Here is a 16,445-nt window from a genome sequence, read left to right on the forward strand (position 1 = left end):
GCCCCAACCGGCGCCCGCCGGCTTTCGGAGGCAGCGCGGCAAGAAATCCGCCGACGGCTTTCATTCTTCTGGAAAAAACGACCGCACGCGGGTAGAGTTCGCGCATAGACCCGGAAAACCGGGCATGTAGAGGCAGAGTGGCGGTATACCCATGACGGAGATGGTCTATGGCACCGCGCCCGCGCGCGCGGGCGATCCGGTTCTTCCACGTTGGTGGCGGACAGTCGACAAGTGGACAATGTCGGCCATCCTGTTGCTGTTCGGCATCGGCTTGTTGCTGGGGCTTGCCGCCTCGCCGCCGCTGGCCGCGCGCAACGGGCTGAGTTCGTTCCACTACGTGGAGCGGCAGGTGTTCTTTGGCGGGCTGGCCATCATCACCATGCTTCTGACATCCATGATGTCGCCGGCGCTGGTGCGCCGCCTGGCGGTGTTGGGTTTCATCGCGGCCTTTTTCTCCCTCGTGCTGCTACCCTTCTTCGGGACCGATTTCGGCAAGGGCGCGGTGCGCTGGTATTCCTTCGGCTTCGCCTCGGTGCAGCCGTCGGAGTTTCTCAAACCCGCCTTCGTGGTTCTGGCCGCCTGGCTCATGGCCGCCAGCCAGGAAGTGGGCGGTCCTCCGGGCAAGGCGATCTCTTTTGCGCTGGTCTGCGCCATTGTCGGCCTGCTGGCATTACAGCCCGATTTCGGGCAGGCCGCGCTGACAATGTTCGCCTGGGGCGTGATGTATTTCGTGGCCGGTGCGCCGCTTGTCCTGCTTGTCGGCATTGCCGGTGGGATCGTGGGGTTCGGCTTCACGGCCTATAACGCGTCGGAGCATTTCGCCCGCCGGATCGACGGCTTTCTGAACCCGGAAATCGACCCGCGCACGCAGCTTGGCTATGCCACCAACGCGATCCAGGAGGGCGGCTTCTTCGGTGTGGGCGTGGGCGAGGGACAGGTGAAATGGTCCCTGCCGGATGCGCATACCGATTTCATCATCGCCGTGGCGGCCGAGGAATACGGGCTCGTGCTCGTGATGGCCATCATCGCTTTGTATGGCGTCGTGGTTCTGCGCTCGCTGTTCCGCTTGATGCGGGAGCGCGACCCGTTCACGCGTCTGGCCGGAACGGGGCTTGCCTGCATGTTCGGCGTTCAGGCGATGATCAACATGGGCGTCGCCGTGCGCCTGCTGCCCGCCAAGGGCATGACGCTTCCCTTTGTCTCCTATGGGGGCTCCTCGCTGATCGCCGGAGGGATTGCCGTCGGCATGCTTCTGGCCTTTACCCGCAACCGTCCGCAGGGCGAAATCGCGGATGTCTTCCAACGCAGGGGGCACTAGGTGGCTCAACCACTGATCATTATCGCGGCTGGCGGCACGGGGGGGCACATGTTCCCCGCGCAGGCGCTGGCCGAAGCGCTGTTGGAGAAGGGATGGCGGGTTCGGCTATCGACAGATGCGCGCGGTGCGCGTTATGCAGGCGGCTTCCCGGATGCGGTCGAGATTGTCGAGGTCGCCTCGGCGACCTTCGCGCGCGGCGGGCTTCTCGCCAAGGCGCTGGCGCCGTTCCGCATCCTTGGTGGCGTGATCGGTGCGACTTTCCGCATGTTGCTGGAGCGCCCCGCCGTGGTGGTGGGGTTCGGTGGCTACCCCGCGATTCCGGCCATGACGGCGGCGTGGATCCTGCGTCTGCCACGGATGCTGCATGAGCAGAACGGCGTTCTGGGCCGGGTGAACAGGATCTTTTCCAAGCGGGTCAATGCGGTTGCTTGCGGCACCTGGCCGACCGAACTGCCCGCCGGCGTCACGGGTGTTCACACGGGAAATCCTGTGCGCGGAGCGGTCATGGAGCGGGCGGGGGCGGGCTATATTCCGCCCGGAGACTACCCAATGGAGCTGCTGGTGATTGGCGGCAGCCAAGGGGCGCGGATTCTTTCGGATGTCGTCCCGCCCGCCATCGCCGCCCTTCCGATGTCGCACCTGGAGCATCTGCGCGTGTCCCATCAGGCGCGCGATGAGGATCAGGAGCGGGTCGAGACCTATTACCTGGAACACGCGATCACGGCGGATGTGCAGCCTTTCTTCACCGACGTACCACGCCGCATGAGCGAGGCACAGCTCGTGATCTCGCGTTCGGGCGCGTCTTCGGTGGCCGATATCTCGGTCATTGGCCGGCCCTCGATCCTGATCCCCTATGCGGTGGCGGCGGGCGATCACCAGACCGCCAATGCGCGAGGTCTTGCCGATGCCGAGGCGGCGGTGGTGATTCCGGAATCGCAGCTTGATGTGGAAACGCTTTCAGAGCAGATACGCGCGATACTTGAAAACCCGGATGCGGCCCTGCGGATGGCGTTGAACGCTCTCTCCGAAGGGCGTCCCGATGCCACCGAGAGATTGGTCGAGATGGTCGAAGAACTGTCCGGTCAAAAGACGCAGGAGGGCGCGCAGCCATGATGGACGGAAGCAGAATAATGAACGCAGTAACCAAACTTCCCACCGATGTGGGCCCGATCCACTTCGTCGGAATCGGCGGTATCGGCATGTCCGGCATTGCCGAGGTGCTGTTGACCCATGGCTACACCGTTCAGGGCTCCGACCTGAAATCGTCGAAGATCACGGAGCGGCTGGAGCGGCTCGGGGCGACGGTCTTCATCGGGCAGAGGGACGACAATCTCGAAAATGCCGAGGTCGTGGTGATTTCCTCCGCGATCAAGCCGGGCAACCCGGAACTGGACGGCGCCCGCGCCCGCGGCCTGCCGGTGGTGCGTCGGGCCGAGATGCTGGCAGAGCTGATGCGGCTCAAATCCAACATCGCCATCGCCGGCACCCACGGCAAGACGACGACCACCACCATGGTCGCCACGCTTCTCGATGCCGGCGGCATTGACCCGACGGTGATCAATGGCGGCATCATCCACGCTTACGGTTCCAACGCGCGCGCGGGGCAGGGCGAGTGGATGGTGGTTGAGGCCGACGAAAGCGACGGCACGTTCAACCGTCTGCCCGCGACCGTGGCGATCATCACCAATATCGACCCCGAGCACATGGAGCACTGGGGCTCGATCGAGAACCTGCGCGCGGGCTTCAAGACCTTTGTCGAGAACCTGCCCTTCTATGGCGTCGCGATCTGCTGCACCGACCATCCGGAGGTGCAGGCGCTGGTCGGCAAGATCACGGATCGCCGGGTCATCACCTATGGTTTCAATGCGCAAGCCGATGTGCGGGCGCTGAACCTGCACTACAAGGCGGGTATCGCGCATTTCGATGTCGAGCTGAAGAATGACGGCATGATCATCGAGGGCTGCACCCTGCCGATGCCGGGCGACCATAACGTGTCCAACGCGCTCTCGGCGATTGCCGTTGCGCGTCACCTGGGCATGAAGGCCGATGAAATCCGCGAGGCGCTCGCCAATTTCGGCGGCGTTAACCGTCGCTTCACCAAGGTGGGCGAAGTAAACGGTGTGACCATCATCGACGATTACGGCCATCACCCGGTCGAGATCGCGGCGGTGCTGAAGGCCGCGCGGCAGGCTTGTGACGGACGCGTCATCGCCGTGCACCAACCGCACCGGTATTCGCGGCTTCACAGCCTCTTCGATGATTTCTGCGCCTGCTTCAACGAGGCGGACGTGGTTGGTATCGCCGAGGTCTTTGCTGCCGGCGAAGCGCCCATCGAGGGGGCTGACCGGGATGCGCTCGTGGCCGGGCTAATCCGGCACGGTCACCGCCATGCCCGCGCGCTTCTGTGCGAAGATGACCTGGAGCGGCTCGTGCGCGAACAGACCCAGCCGGGCGACATGGTGGTCTGCCTAGGCGCCGGTACCATCAGCGCCTGGGCCAATGCCCTGCCGGAACGCCTGCAGGGGTGAGTGAAACCGCCGGTCCGTTCGGCCGGCCCCAAGGGAGGAACGCATGAACGTTCTTGTCCTCGGGTGTATCTGGGTGCTTCTCGGTGCCGCCACCGCGATGCTTCCCATACGTTACCAGACCCTCCCCGGCCTGGCGCTGCTTCTGAGCGCGCCTTGGCTCATCTGGCAGATCGGCTCCGAATATGGCTGGCTACCGCTGCTGCTGGCCATCGCGGCCGTGCTGTCGATGTTCCGCAAGCCGCTGCGCTACTTCGCGCTGCGCGCCACCGGCGCGACCCGTGAAGGCGCAAGACAGCGCATTCTGGGGGACCGGCGGTGAGCCTCTCGCTCACGCTCGCCTGCCTGTGGGTTGTTACAGCGGCGGTGATCGCGCTGATCCCTTCCAGGCGCAGCCACTGGCCGCAAGCCTACGTGCTGATCGCGCTCGGACTGCCGCTGCTGGTTTTCGTGGTCTATGAAAACGGCATCTGGGTGGGGCTTCTGGTCTTCCTCGCGGGAGCCTCTGTCCTGCGTTGGCCGCTGATCTATCTGTGGCGTTGGGTCAGGCGGATCGTCCAGTAGGCGCATTTTGGATTCATCTTTATAGGGCGCATCGTTGGAGCAACGCCCGCCAATCGGCCAATTCCCCTCTCGACTTGACCGCCAGCGCCTGTCTATCAAGGCGCGATCCGATTTGTGGAGGAATACGACATGGCCCAGCCCGACCAGATCGAGGTCCGTGGTGCGCTGACCCCGAACCGGCCTCTCGACGGGCTGACATGGCTGCGCGTGGGGGGACCGGCGGATTGGCTGTTTCAACCGGCCGATCAGGCGGACCTGTGTCATTTACTGAAAGAGCTCGACCGGGATGTCCCGGTCTTTCCCATGGGTGTCGGTTCCAACCTGATCGTGCGCGACGGGGGCATCCGTGGCGTAGTGATCCGGCTGGGCCGCGGCTTCAACCAGATCGCCTGCGATGATGGAATCGTGACAGCCGGCGCGGCGGCACTCGATTCCATGGTGGCCCGGAAGGCGGCCGAGGCGGGGCTGGACCTGACCTTTCTTCGGACCATTCCCGGCGCTATTGGCGGTGCCGTTCGCATGAATGCCGGCTGTTATGGCTCCTATATGGCCGATCACCTGGTCGAGGCCGAGGCGGTGACCCGCGATGGCGAGATCGTTCGGTTGACGCCGGAGATGTTGGATTTTGAATACCGCTCGACCAGCCTGCCCACAGGCTGGGTCATCACCACGGCGCGTTTGCGGGCCGACAAGGGCGCACCGGAAGTGCTGCAGGCCCGCATGGAGAGCCAGCTTGCAAAGCGCGACGCGACGCAGCCCACCAAGGACCGGTCCGCCGGCTCCACCTTCCGCAACCCGGCCGGGTTCAGCTCGACCGGACGGGCCGATGACAGCCATGAACTGAAGGCCTGGAAGGTGATCGACGACGCCGGGATGCGCGGCGCCTGGCTGGGCGGCGCGCAGATGTCCGAGAAGCACTCGAACTTCCTTTTGAACGCCAATGACGCGACCGCCGCGGAGCTCGAAGGTCTCGGCGAGTTGGTCAGGAAAAAGGTTTACCAAAACAGCGGAATAGAGCTAGAGTGGGAAATCATGAGGGTCGGTGAACCGGCCCCGGAATGACACCGGCGGAACCACGCCGGGATGACGGGCAGTGAAACCACGCAAGCAGCGGATTTCACAATATAAAAATCGGACGCAAGTCCGGAAAAGAGGCGGGCATGTCGAGCAGGACATCCCCAAAGGTGGCGGTTCTCCTTGGAGGGCCATCGGCGGAGCGTGAGGTTTCGCTTTCGTCTGGGCGCGAATGCGCCGCCGCGCTGCGGGGCGAAGGGTTTGAAGTTGTCGAGCTGGACGCGGGTCCGGACCTTGCGGCGCGCCTCATCGAGGTTGCGCCCGATGTCGTCTTCAACGCGCTGCATGGTCGTTGGGGTGAGGATGGTTGCGTGCAGGGGATGCTGGAATGGCTGCGCATTCCCTATACCCATTCGGGTGTTCTGGCCTCGGCGCTGGCGCTGGACAAACAGCGCTCCAAGGAAACCTACAAGGCCGCCGGACTGCCGGTGGTGGAAAGCATTCTGGCCAATGCCGACGAGGTGCGTGCACGCCACGTGATGGAGCCGCCATATGTGGTGAAGCCCAATAACGAGGGCTCCTCGGTCGGTGTCTATATAGTGCACGAGGTGGCGAACGGGCCGCCGAAGCTGGACGAGGGGATGCCCGAGGTGGTCATGGTCGAAACCTTCGCGCCGGGGCGCGAATTGACCACGACCGTGATGGGAGACCGGCCGCTGACGGTGACCGACATCCTCACCGACGGTTGGTACGACTACGACGCGAAATACAAGCCGGGCGGGTCGCGTCACGTGGTGCCGGCCGAGATTCCAACCGAGATCTTCGATGCCTGCATGGACTACGCCCTGCGCGCACATGAGGCGCTCGGCTGTCGCGGCATCTCTCGTACCGATTTCCGTTGGGACGAGCCGCGCGGGCTGGACGGGTTGATCCTGCTGGAGACGAACACCCAACCGGGCATGACGCCGACCTCGCTCTCGCCAGAGCAGGCCAGGTCTGTCGGTATCTCCTTCGGCGCTCTCTGCCGCTGGCTGGTGGAGGATGCCTCGTGCAATCGGTGAGCCCTCCACAGCACGACCCGGCACCGTCGCGCTGGTCCTACCGGATTCACCGCTGGTGGTTGACGCCGTTCTATCGGCGGCTGCTTCGGGTGGGCGTGCCGGCGCTGACTATGGTCGGTGCCGTGGTCTGGTATGTCTCCGACGAAGCCCGCGTGACCCAGATCACCGATGCGGTGAGCGAGGCGCGCGAGGCGATCGAGGAGCGGCCGGAATTCATGGTGCGCGTCATGTCGGTCGAAGGCGCGTCGAACGAGCTTGCCGAGGCGGTACGAAACGAGCTTGCGCTGCGGCTTCCGATGTCGAGCTTCGAGATGGATCTGGACGCGATGCGCCAGACGGTGAAGAAATTCAACGCGGTCGCGGATGCCAATCTGCGCGTGCGGCCGGGCGGGGTGCTTGCTGTCGAGATCACCGAGCGGCAACCGGCCGTTCTATGGCGGCATGCCGATGGCCTGAGCCTTCTGGATGCAGAGGGGAACATGGTGGCGGGGGCCTCGCTCCGCGCCGACTGGCCCGATCTGCCGCTGGTCGCAGGGGAGGGTGCGGAGCGGGAGATTCCCGAGGCGCTCGCGCTCATCGCGGCCGCCGCCCCGCTCAAGGACCGTTTCCGCGGGCTTGTCCGCATGGGCGAACGTCGCTGGGACGCGGTGCTCGATCGCGGTCAGCGTCTCCTGCTTCCTGAAAAGCAACCTGTCGCCGCCCTGGAACGCCTGATCGCGCTCGACAAGGGGCGGGACATGCTGCAGCGCGACATTACCATCGTCGATTTCCGTAATCCGCGCCGTCCGACGGTGCGGCTCAACACCAACGCGGTCCATGAACTGCGAAATATAAGAGACACCGAGTCCGGAGGCCAACCAGAATGACCGAGCTGTACCAGACCCAACGCACCATGCGCCGCATGCGCAAACAGGCGATGGATCGCGGCGTTATCGCGATCCTTGACGTTGGCACGTCCAAGATAGGCTGCCTCGTGCTGCGCTTCGACGGCTCGGACAAGTTCCTGGGCAGCGACAGCGTGGGCTCGCTGGCGGGCCAGTCGAGTTTCCGGGTGATCGGGGCGGCGACGACGCGCTCGCGCGGCGTGACCTTTGGCGAGATCGACGCCATGCAGGAAACCGAACGGGCGATCCGTACCGCGGTGCAGGCGGCGCAGAAAATGGCCAATGTGCGGGTGGACCATGTCATCGCCTGTTTCGCCGGCGCGCGTCCGCGCAGCTACGGGCTCGACGGGCGGATCGACCTGGCCGACAGCATCGTGACCGAGAATGACGTGGCCCGCGTGCTGGCCGTCTGCGACGTGCCCGATTACGGGCGCGAGCGCGAGATGCTGCACGCACAGCCGGTGAATTTCGCAATCGACCATCGCTCGGGCCTGAACGATCCGCGCGGCCAGATGGGCAACTCGCTGGCCGTCGACATGCATCTGCTGACCGTTGACACCTCGGCTGTGCAGAACCTGCTCTACTGTATCAAGCGTTGCGATCTTGAACTCGCGGGGCTGGCCTCCTCGGCCTATGTGTCGGGCATTTCGGCGTTGGTGGAGGACGAGCAGGAGCTTGGCGCGGCCTGTGTCGACCTTGGCGGCGGCGCGACGGGGATTTCGGTCTTCATCAAGAAGCACATGATCTTTGCCGACAGTGTCCGCATTGGCGGCGACCACATCACGCAGGACATTTCCAAGGGGCTGAAAGTGCCGCTGAACGTGGCCGAGCGCATCAAGACCTTCTACGGCGGCGTGATGGCGACCGGCATGGATGATCGCGAGATGATCGAGATCGGCGGCGATACCGGCGATTGGGAGCTTGACCGGCGCACCGTGAGCCGGGCCGAACTGATCGGTATCATGCGCCCGCGCGTCGAAGAGATCCTCGAAGAAGTACGGTTGCGGCTGGACGCGGCCGGGTTCGACCACCTTCCTGCACAGCAGATCGTACTGACCGGCGGTGGCAGCCAGATTCCAGGGCTCGACGGGCTTGCCACGCGCATTCTCGGCCAGCAGGTTCGCCTGGGCCGTCCGTTGCGGGTGCAGGGTTTGCCTCAGGCCGCAACCGGGCCGGCGTTTTCCTCGGCCGTGGGGCTATGTCTTTTTGCCGCCCATCCGCAGGATGAGTGGTGGGATTTCGACGTGCCCGCAGACCGCTACCCGGCCCGCTCGCTCAAGCGTGCTGTGAAGTGGTTCCGGGACAACTGGTAGGATCGGTTCGCGCGCGCCCCGGAACAAGGGAGTTTTCGGCAGGGCTAAACAGCCTTCTGTGCCTCCTCCGAGCGGCGTTTCCGAAGGGTTCGCGCAAGTACCAGGTACAAAAGGCATGCCCCCGTGATGAAGGCCGCGGCGGTGTTCAGCAGGCTCTGATTTTGATTCACAAAATCGACGATGGTCTCGATCATCTGTAATCTCCGGTTGGTTGGGTAACGTATGGTTAACCCATAAAAAGGGACGAACTGTGTTCCGAATTTGTGCGGGTTCAGTCGTTTTTTCGTCGGAAACCGTATCGCGTCGCCGAAATTGCGGTTTCGGACGGGGTTCCGGGCGTTTCAAAGCATGCGGACAGCCTGATAGCCGGCGCTTTCCCAAGGGGCGGATGCCCTGATTGGGCGGTGCCGAAGTGCGGGTTGCAAAAAGATATCCACAGGGTGTGGAAAAGACTGGAAACCGGGGAGGGCTGTCGTTACCTTGGCATCCGATAACGCCGGGAATCCGGCATATGGCAGGCCGAGCAGCCGCCCGAAATCGTTGGCCCACAGCTCGCAGATGCGAGTATGACCGTGCAATTTGGAACATTTGCGCGGTTTTTGTGCTATTTTGATTGTGCGCCACCATATAGCGTGACTTTGCGCAGATAAGCGCCGAATTAACCTTTTCAGGCCCATATTTTGTGGCAATTCTCCACTTTTCTAATGACGAATGTTTGTCGCTCGCCTATGCTGGACTGTAAATAAACGAATATCGGGGTCCAATTGCCCCGTTTAGGGACAGATGGCAAGCCGCCCGGGGACGGGGCGGCAAAATACAGGCGGAGAAAACATGGCTTTGAACCTCGGTATCCCCCAGGAGCAGGACGAATTGAAGCCGCGGATCACCGTTTTCGGTGTCGGCGGTGCTGGCGGCAACGCCGTCAACAACATGATCGAAAAGCATCTGGAAGGCGTGGAGTTCGTCACCGCCAATACCGATGCCCAGGCGCTGCAGCAGAGCAACGCCGAAGCCCGCATCCAGATGGGTGTGAAGGTCACCGAAGGCCTCGGCGCCGGTGCCCGCCCGCAGGTTGGCGCGGCCGCGGCCGAGGAAACCATCGAGGAGATCGTCGATCACCTCGCCGGCGCGCACATGTGCTTCATCACCGCCGGCATGGGCGGTGGCACCGGCACAGGCGCGGCTCCGATCATTGCGCAGGCTGCACGTGAGCTGGGCGTCCTGACCGTCGGTGTCGTGACCAAGCCGTTCCAGTTCGAAGGCGCCAAGCGTATGCGGCAGGCCGAGGAGGGCGTCGAAGCGCTCCAGAAGGTCGTCGATACGCTGATCATCATCCCCAACCAGAACCTTTTCCGCCTCGCCAACGAAAAGACGACCTTTACCGAGGCCTTCTCGATGGCCGACGACGTGCTCTATCAGGGCGTCAAGGGCGTGACCGACCTGATGGTGCGCCCGGGCCTGATCAACCTCGACTTCGCCGACGTGCGCTCGGTGATGGACGAGATGGGCAAGGCGATGATGGGCACTGGCGAATCCGATGGCGAAGATCGCGCCATCCAGGCCGCCGAGAAGGCCATTGCCAACCCGCTGCTGGACGAGATCTCGCTGCGCGGCGCCAAGGGCGTTCTGATCAACATTACCGGCGGTTACGACCTGACGCTGTTCGAACTGGACGAGGCCGCCAACCGCATCCGCGAAGAGGTGGACCCGGAGGCCAACATCATTGTCGGCTCGACCCTCGACACCGACATGGAAGGCAAGATGCGGGTTTCGGTGGTTGCCACCGGCATCGATGCCTCCGACGTCCAGCAGGACATTCCGCGCCCTGATCGCAAGTTGCGCGCGGTTGCCAGCCCGTCGATTTCCGTTTCGGAAAAAGCGGCTCCGACCGAGGTCGAACTTCCAGAGCCGGCCGCCGCCGAGGTGGCCGTTGCGGCCGAGGAACCGTCGCTCTTCACCGGTTTCCAGTCGAAGGCCCGGGAAGAGGTGGTCGAGGAAACCTCCGACGACCTGCCGCCGCCGGCTTATCAGCAGCCCGCAACCGAGCCGCTGCCGCTGGTGGACGCGATCGAGCCAGCCGCCGATGAGTATGTCGCGCCGAAGAAGCGCCCGGCCGGCACGCCGAGCCCGGAAGCAATCCAGCGTCTTCAGGCCGCTGTCAGCAGGGCCGCCCCCTCCGCTCCGAAGCCCGAGACTTCCGCTGCTCCGGCCCCTCGTGCCGAGGCGGAGCCCGCCGCGAGAAAATCCAGCTTTGGCATCGGCAACCTGATCCACCGCATGTCCGGTAGCGGCGAGACCCCGGAGCGTCCGGCGCAGCCGTCGCGGCAGCAACCGCCGCAACTGCGCCAGCAGACGACTCGGCCCAGCCAGGCCTATGAAGATGATTCCGAAATGGATCCGGAACAGGAACGTATTGAAATTCCTGCGTTCCTTCGCCGTCAGGCCAACTGACATTTTTCTGCAGCAGGTTTGAACGGGGCCGGTTTTCGCCGGCCCTTTTCTATTTTGAAACAAATGCTTGGCAGTCGTCTCGGGGCGATGCGCGGGGTTCCGCTCACCCCCGCACCGCCATGTTTCACATGGTTACAATGTTTGAATTGAGCATTCCCGGGCCCCTTCGTAAATCAAAGTTGCGGGAGGCGCAGCTCTCGCCAAGCAGAAAGAACTGGTCGTGCAAACCACGCTGAAGTCTCCGGTAACACTCACAGGCGCAGGGCTCCACTCCGGACGCCCGGCCCGGATTACGCTGAACCCGGCCCCAGAGGATAGCGGGATCGTTTTCCGTCGTACGGACGTTACCGATAGAGACTCGTTGGTCCCCGCCCGTTGGGATGCGACCGAGCATGTGCCGCTTTGCACCCGGCTCGTGAACCCTGCCGGCACGAGCGTTTCCACGGTCGAGCATGTCATGGCGGCGCTTGCCGGTCTTGGTGTGCATAACGCGCTGATCGAGGTCAGCGGTCCGGAAGTTCCGATTCTCGACGGCAGCGCTGCCCCGTTCGTCAAGGCGATCGTCAAGGCGGGCCTGCAGTCGCTCGACGCGCCGCTGATGGTTCTCAAGGTTCTCAAGACGGTCGAAGTCGTGGATGGGGAGGCGCGTGCGCGGCTTGAACCCTCCGACGGGCTGACCATCGATTTCGAGATTGATTTCGCCGACGAGGTGATCGGGCGCCAGCACCGGACGCTGAACATGGCCAATGGCGCCTTTGTGCACGAGCTCTGCGACAGCCGCACCTTCTGCCGCCGCTCCGAGGTCGAGTTCATGCAGTCCAACGGGCTTGCGCTTGGTGGAACGCTGGAGAACGCGGTCGTGGTGGACGGCTCCGCCGTTCTCAGCCCGGGCGGGCTGCGTCACGTGGACGAGCCGGTGCGGCACAAGATGCTGGATGCGCTCGGCGATCTGGCCCTGGCGGGAGCGCCGATTCTCGGCCGCTACGTCGGGAACCGGGCCGGCCACACCATCACCAACAAGCTTTTGCGTGCGCTCTTTGCCACGCCCGGCGCTGTGGAATGGGTGCCCTGTTCCGACGGTACGATGCAAAAACTGCCCGGCGTGGGCGTCAGCCTCGCCGATCTGGACGCGGTTGCCTGACAACAACTTGAAATGAAGTGCGGGAAATCCGGTGCCAGACATTTTGCACCGGATTTTTCTGTGCTAGAGGGTGGCAAATATCGGCGAGAGGGCCGATGCAGGGCAGGGTATAGCAAGGGTATCAAGGCATGGCGGTGCGCAGTGTGACAGTCCGGCTAGTCGGTGCTCTGGCCGTGGTGGCGGTCTTGACCGCATGCGGCGACCGGAAGGGCGTGAATGCGAGCCGGGGTGTTCCATTGGAAAACTTCACGGCAGAACAGATCTACAAGCGGGCCGAATACGACCTCGAGAACGGCGATCCGGACGATGCGGCGCAGCTTTTCGGCGAAATCGAGCGCCTCTACCCCTATTCGGAATGGGCCAAGCGGGCGCTGATCATGCAGGCCTTCTCCTATCACCAGGATCATGACTTCGAGAACAGCCGCGCCTCTGCGCAGCGCTACATAGACTTCTACCCAGCCGACGAGGATGCCGCCTACGCGCAATACCTGCTGGCGCTGAGCTATTACGACCAGATCGACGAGGTGGGTCGCGACCAGGGCCTGACCTACCAGGCGCTGCAATCGCTGCGCGACGTGATCGAGATCTATCCCGACAGCGAATACGCCCGGTCCGCGATCCTCAAGTTCGACCTGGCTTTCGACCATCTCGCGGCGAAGGAAATGGAAATCGGTCGCTACTACCTGCGGCGTGAACACTACACGGCGGCGATCAACCGATTCCGCGTTGTGGTGCAAGAGTTCCAGACGACTTCCCACACCCCCGAGGCGTTGCACCGGCTGGTCGAGGCCTACTTGTCGCTCGGCCTTGAGGACGAAGCGCAAACCGCGGGCGCGATACTGGCCTATAACTTCCAGGCGACGTCCTGGTACCTGGCGACCTATCAACTGTTGGTCGAACGTGGCCTGACGGCCCAGGCAAAGGGCGATAGCTGGCTGCGGCAGGTGCACCGCCAGATGGTCAAGGGGCAATGGCTCTGATCGGGTCTGTCGCCTGAAACCATTGGCTGGAAAAGGCGTGGTGTTCCCTCGGGAAAGTTTCGCGGAGCATATCCTGTGCGGCTGGCAATCCACATGCCGGCCGCGCTATGTAGAAGCCGATGACGCAGGGGTGCGTCCGAGGGTGAGGGTGCGGGATGCTGCGCGGGCTTGATATCCGTGACATGCTGATCATCGACCGGCTGGAATTGTCGTTCCAGCCCGGTTTGAACGTGCTGACCGGCGAGACCGGGGCAGGCAAGTCCATCCTTCTGGATTCGTTGGGATTCGTCCTCGGCTGGCGCGGCCGGGCCGAGTTGGTGCGTGCGGGTGCGCCCCAAGGTGAGGTCACGGCGTGGTTCGACCTGCCCGAGGATCATCCGGCGCGGGAGGTGCTGCGCGAGGCGGGCCTGCCGGTGAGTGAAGAGTTGATCCTGCGCCGCATGAACACGGCTGATGGGCGCAAGACGGCCTGGATAAATGACCGGCGCTGTTCGGGCGAGGTGCTGCGGCAGGTCTCTGCGAGCCTTGTCGAGCTGCATGGGCAGCATGACGACCGAGGGTTGCTGAACGCGCGCGGGCATCGTCAGTTGCTGGATGAATTTGCTGGCGCGGCTTCTGCTGCCGAAATGGTTCGCAAGGCCTGGAAGGGCCGGCAGGAAGCAGCGGCGGCGCTGTCTGACGCGCGCAAGCGGTTGGAGGCGTTGAACGCGGAGGAGGCCTTCCTGCGTCATGCAGTGAACGAACTGGAATCGCTGGCGCCCGAACCGGGGGAGGTATCCGAGCTCGATGCGAGCCGTCGCCTGATGCAAAATGCCGAGCGGGTTCGGGAAGATATTACCCGTGCCTATTCCGCCGTGACAGGTGACGGTGCCGAGGGGATCGTTTCCGATGCCATGCGCTGGCTCGACGGCGCGGCGGGTGCGGTCGAAGGACGGCTCGACTGGGCCTCCGAAGCGCTGTCGCGGGCATTGGATGCTCTGGGCGAGGCAGAGCGCGAGATATCCGATTGCCTTGAGAGCCTGAGTTTCGATCCGCGCGAGTTGGAGCGGGTCGCCGAGCGGCTCTTTGCCATCCGCGATATGGCCCGAAAATACCAGGTTCAGCCGGATGAACTGTCGGAGCAGGCGTTGGAATTCCGTGCCGCGCTGGATGCGCTGGAAGCGGGCAGCGAGGGTATCGCCGCGCTTGAAGCGGGGCTGGCCGAGGCCGTCGCCGCGCATCAGGTGGCCTGTGATGACCTGAGTGATCTGCGCCGCAGGGCCGCCAAGCGGCTCGACAAGGCTATGGCCACCGAACTCGCGCCGCTCAAGATGGAGAGGGCCGTCTTCACCACACTGGTCGAAACCATCGCTCCGGGCCCAGAAGGGCAGGACGAGGTGAGTTTTACCGTCGCCACCAATCCCGGCGCGCCTTCCGGGCCGCTGGCGCGGATCGCCTCGGGCGGTGAGCTGTCGCGCTTCCTGTTGGCACTCAAGGTATGCCTGATGGGCGAGGCCACGGGCGTGACCATGATCTTCGACGAGATCGACAGGGGTGTTGGCGGCGCCACTGCCAACGCCGTCGGGCGGCGTCTGAAGGCGCTGGCCGACGGGGCGCAGGTGCTTGTCGTCACGCATTCGCCGCAGGTGGCCGCGCTTGGCGGGCATCACTGGCGGGTGGAAAAGCGGGTTAGCGGTGGCATGACCCTGTCCAACGTGACCCCGCTCGATTCCGACGCGCGGGTGGACGAGTTGGCGCGCATGCTGGCCGGCGACACCGTCACCGAGGAGGCCCGGGCGGCGGCCCGGGCGCTCTTGGGCAGCTAAAGCTGCGGCACGAGCTTGCCGGGGTTCAGGATGCCCTTGGGGTCCAGAACCTGCTTGATATCCCCCATCAGCGCCCAGGCATCGCCATGTTCGGCCTGCATGTAGTCCAGCTTGCCCATGCCCACGCCATGCTCGCCCGTCACCGTTCCGCCCATTCGCAACGCGCGTTCGACCATGCGGTGCGAGAGCGCCTTGGCGGCGGCCAGTTCGTCGGGGGCGTCGTCATGGATCAGCAGGATGGCATGGAAATTGCCGTCGCCCATATGGCCCAGGATCGGGCCGGGGATCGGGCTTGCGGCGATGTCGGCGCGGGTTTCCTCCACCGCCTCGGCGAGCCGCGAGATCGGTACGCAGAGATCGGTGACCACCGCGCGCGCGCCCTTGCGGCTGGCAAGGATCGCCCAATAGGCGGTGTGGCGCATCTCCCAGAGCGCGCTGCGATCCTCGGGTTTCGTGGACCAGCGGAAGCCTTCGCCGCCCATGTCATCGACCAGTTCGCCCAAGCGCTGCGATTCCTCCGCGACGGTCTGTGGCGAGCCATGGAACTCGATCAACAGGTGGGGCTTCTCGGCAAAACTTCCGGCGGAATAGGCGTTCACCGCCGCCGCTGTCGCCGCATCGACGAACTCGATCCGTGCAACCTTGATCCCTGACTGGATCGTTGCGATCACGCAATCGACCGCGGCGCCGATCTCGTCAAAAGCGCAGATCGCGGCCGAGATCGCCTCCGGCTGGCCGTGCAGACGCAGCGTCAGCTCGGTAATGATACCGAGCGTGCCCTCGGAGCCGACGAAGAGCCGCGTCATGTCGTAGCCGGAGGCCGATTTGCGCGCCCTTGTGCCGGTGCGGATCACCCGCCCGTCGGCCAGCACGATCTGGAGCCCCAGCACGTTGTCCGCCATCGTGCCGTAGCGCACCGTCGTCGTGCCGCTGGCCCGCGTCGCCGCCATACCACCCAGCGACGCATTGGCGCCGGGGTCGACCGGGAAGAACAGACCGGTCGCCCGCAAGTCGCGGTTCAGCTCCTCCCGCGTCAGTCCGGGTTGCACCACGGCGTCCAAATCTTCGGGGTGGATTTCGAGCAGGGCATTCATGCGGCTGAAGTCGAGGCTGAGCCCGCCCCGAACGGCCAACGCGTGCCCTTCGAGCGACGTTCCCGCGCCCCATGGAGTGACCGGGCAGCCGTGTTCGTTGCAAATACGCATGATTTCCGTGACGTCTTCGGTTGTCTCGGGCCATGCGACCGCATCGGGCGGTGTTGGCAGGAAGTAGCTCTCCGATTGCCCATGCGCGGCCAGATCCGACTTGGACCGCGACAGCCGATCGCCTAGGAAAGTGGAAAGAGCCTCAAGTGCCGTGGCGATGGTCATCCGCACCTCCCCTGCGCTA

The 16,445-nt window shown here is 64.1% G+C and carries 15 protein-coding genes; 13 read left to right on the top strand and 2 right to left on the bottom strand.

The window, feature by feature from the left end; all coding sequences use genetic code 11:
* Window positions 1–151 precede the first annotated feature (151 nt).
* From ftsW to ftsA, 9 genes are all read left to right on the top strand, one after another.
* Entirely contained in the window at window positions 152–1,318 is a 1,167-nt protein-coding gene (ftsW, locus tag BLR85_RS14045; RefSeq protein ID WP_093157091.1) for a putative lipid II flippase FtsW, read from the top strand.
* Window positions 1,319–2,431, top strand: a complete 1,113-nt coding sequence (locus tag BLR85_RS14050; RefSeq protein WP_093157094.1) for a UDP-N-acetylglucosamine--N-acetylmuramyl-(pentapeptide) pyrophosphoryl-undecaprenol N-acetylglucosamine transferase — start codon at window positions 1,319–1,321, stop codon at window positions 2,429–2,431.
* Window positions 2,432–2,448: 17 nt separating this feature from the next.
* Window positions 2,449–3,846, top strand: a complete 1,398-nt coding sequence (murC, locus tag BLR85_RS14055) for a UDP-N-acetylmuramate--L-alanine ligase (protein WP_093157098.1) — start codon at window positions 2,449–2,451, stop codon at window positions 3,844–3,846.
* Between the two features lie 43 nt (window positions 3,847–3,889).
* Window positions 3,890–4,165 (top strand): DUF2484 family protein, encoded by a 276-nt coding sequence (locus BLR85_RS14060; RefSeq protein ID WP_139188393.1) that lies wholly within the window; start codon window positions 3,890–3,892, stop codon window positions 4,163–4,165.
* Window positions 4,162–4,407 carry a DUF2484 family protein gene (locus tag BLR85_RS14065; RefSeq protein ID WP_093157101.1) on the top strand — a complete coding sequence of 82 codons (246 nt, stop codon included), beginning with the start codon at window positions 4,162–4,164 and terminating at the stop codon, window positions 4,405–4,407. Before BLR85_RS14060 ends, BLR85_RS14065 begins: the two co-directional genes overlap by 4 nt.
* A 129-nt stretch (window positions 4,408–4,536) precedes the next feature.
* A complete protein-coding gene (murB, locus tag BLR85_RS14070; RefSeq protein WP_170844571.1) occupies window positions 4,537–5,469 on the top strand; it encodes a UDP-N-acetylmuramate dehydrogenase in 933 nt (310 codons plus the stop codon).
* A gap of 98 nt (window positions 5,470–5,567) precedes the next feature.
* Window positions 5,568–6,482 (top strand): D-alanine--D-alanine ligase, encoded by a 915-nt coding sequence (locus BLR85_RS14075; protein ID WP_093157107.1) that lies wholly within the window; start codon window positions 5,568–5,570, stop codon window positions 6,480–6,482.
* A complete protein-coding gene (locus BLR85_RS14080) occupies window positions 6,470–7,348 on the top strand; it encodes a cell division protein FtsQ/DivIB (protein WP_093157109.1) in 879 nt (292 codons plus the stop codon). Before BLR85_RS14075 ends, BLR85_RS14080 begins: the two co-directional genes overlap by 13 nt.
* The gene (gene ftsA, locus BLR85_RS14085) at window positions 7,345–8,679 is read left to right on the top strand and encodes a cell division protein FtsA (protein ID WP_093157112.1); all 1,335 of its coding nucleotides are present in this window, start codon (window positions 7,345–7,347) and stop codon (window positions 8,677–8,679) included. Before BLR85_RS14080 ends, ftsA begins: the two co-directional genes overlap by 4 nt.
* A gap of 44 nt (window positions 8,680–8,723) precedes the next feature.
* On the opposite strand, the gene BLR85_RS29150 is transcribed toward ftsA, so the two are convergent.
* Window positions 8,724–8,873 (bottom strand): hypothetical protein, encoded by a 150-nt coding sequence (locus tag BLR85_RS29150; RefSeq protein ID WP_170844572.1) that lies wholly within the window; start codon window positions 8,871–8,873, stop codon window positions 8,724–8,726.
* A gap of 637 nt (window positions 8,874–9,510) precedes the next feature.
* On the opposite strand from BLR85_RS29150, the gene ftsZ reads away from it, so the two are divergent.
* The 4 genes from ftsZ to recN all read left to right on the top strand — a co-directional run bounded on the left by ftsZ (window position 9,511) and on the right by recN (window position 15,056).
* Complete coding sequence (ftsZ, locus tag BLR85_RS14090) at window positions 9,511–11,130, top strand: cell division protein FtsZ (protein WP_093157115.1); 1,620 nt, start codon at window positions 9,511–9,513, stop codon at window positions 11,128–11,130.
* 220 nt (window positions 11,131–11,350) lie between these two features.
* On the top strand, window positions 11,351–12,271 hold the full coding sequence (lpxC, locus tag BLR85_RS14095; RefSeq protein ID WP_093157118.1) for a UDP-3-O-acyl-N-acetylglucosamine deacetylase: 921 nt from the start codon (window positions 11,351–11,353) through the stop codon (window positions 12,269–12,271).
* A gap of 128 nt (window positions 12,272–12,399) precedes the next feature.
* A complete protein-coding gene (locus BLR85_RS14100) occupies window positions 12,400–13,251 on the top strand; it encodes an outer membrane protein assembly factor BamD (protein WP_093157121.1) in 852 nt (283 codons plus the stop codon).
* Between the two features lie 155 nt (window positions 13,252–13,406).
* Complete coding sequence (gene recN / locus BLR85_RS14105) at window positions 13,407–15,056, top strand: DNA repair protein RecN (RefSeq protein WP_093157124.1); 1,650 nt, start codon at window positions 13,407–13,409, stop codon at window positions 15,054–15,056.
* Here the strand turns inward: recN and BLR85_RS14110 are convergent.
* Window positions 15,053–16,426 (bottom strand): FAD-binding oxidoreductase, encoded by a 1,374-nt coding sequence (locus tag BLR85_RS14110; protein ID WP_093157127.1) that lies wholly within the window; start codon window positions 16,424–16,426, stop codon window positions 15,053–15,055. The two genes, recN and BLR85_RS14110, sit on opposite strands and share 4 nt — an antisense overlap.
* Window positions 16,427–16,445 lie beyond the last annotated feature (19 nt).

The sequence above is a fragment of the Aliiruegeria lutimaris genome, assembly GCF_900099935.1.
Classification (GTDB): Bacteria; Pseudomonadota; Alphaproteobacteria; order Rhodobacterales; family Rhodobacteraceae; genus Tropicimonas; species Tropicimonas lutimaris.